The sequence below is a fragment of the Pseudomonas sp. SWRI77 genome, from assembly GCF_014269105.1.
GTDB classification, from domain to species: Bacteria; Pseudomonadota; Gammaproteobacteria; order Pseudomonadales; family Pseudomonadaceae; genus Aquipseudomonas; species Aquipseudomonas capeferrum.
This window is the reverse complement of the sequence record NZ_JABWRV010000071.1, coordinates 1-501: the sequence shown is the minus strand read 5'-3', so window position 1 is coordinate 501 and position 501 is coordinate 1. Positions and strand designations below refer to the sequence as shown.

1 protein-coding gene is annotated in these 501 nt (G+C 59.9%); it reads left to right on the top strand.

The annotated features are described in order from the left end of the window. The coding region (locus HU766_RS26010) for an immunoglobulin-like domain-containing protein (RefSeq protein WP_186661857.1) at window positions 1-501 on the top strand (501 nt) is incomplete at both ends.

The window sequence follows — 501 nt, the reverse complement described above, 5'->3', positions numbered from 1 at the left end:
ATCAAGTCGGCAGCAGACATCGACGGCCGTGCCTTCGAAAATCTGCAGCTGGGCGATGCGGCGTCGGTCAAAGTGACTGACACCACTGACGACGTAGTGGCCAAACTGACTGCAACACCTTCGGTTACCGAAGGCGGTGCGATCACCTACACCATCACGCTGACCAACAAAGACGGTCTGCCGATCGACAAGCACTCGGCCCTGACTTTCACCCTGAGCGACGGCACCACGGTCATTACTGTGCCGGCCAACAGCACCTCGGGCTTCGTGACTGCCACTGCTCCGGACAACGTTTACACCGGCACCAACGATCCAGTGATCAAATCGATCGCCAGCGTCGACGGCGCCGATGTTGGCAAGTTCGAAAACCTGGTCCTGGACAAGACCCCAGTCAGCACCGCTGTCACCGACGAGCCAGGTACTCCGGGCAACGAAGGCGACCTGGTCAAGGTCACCATCACCGCCGATCAGGTCTCGGTCGCAGAGAACGTGAAGCCGACC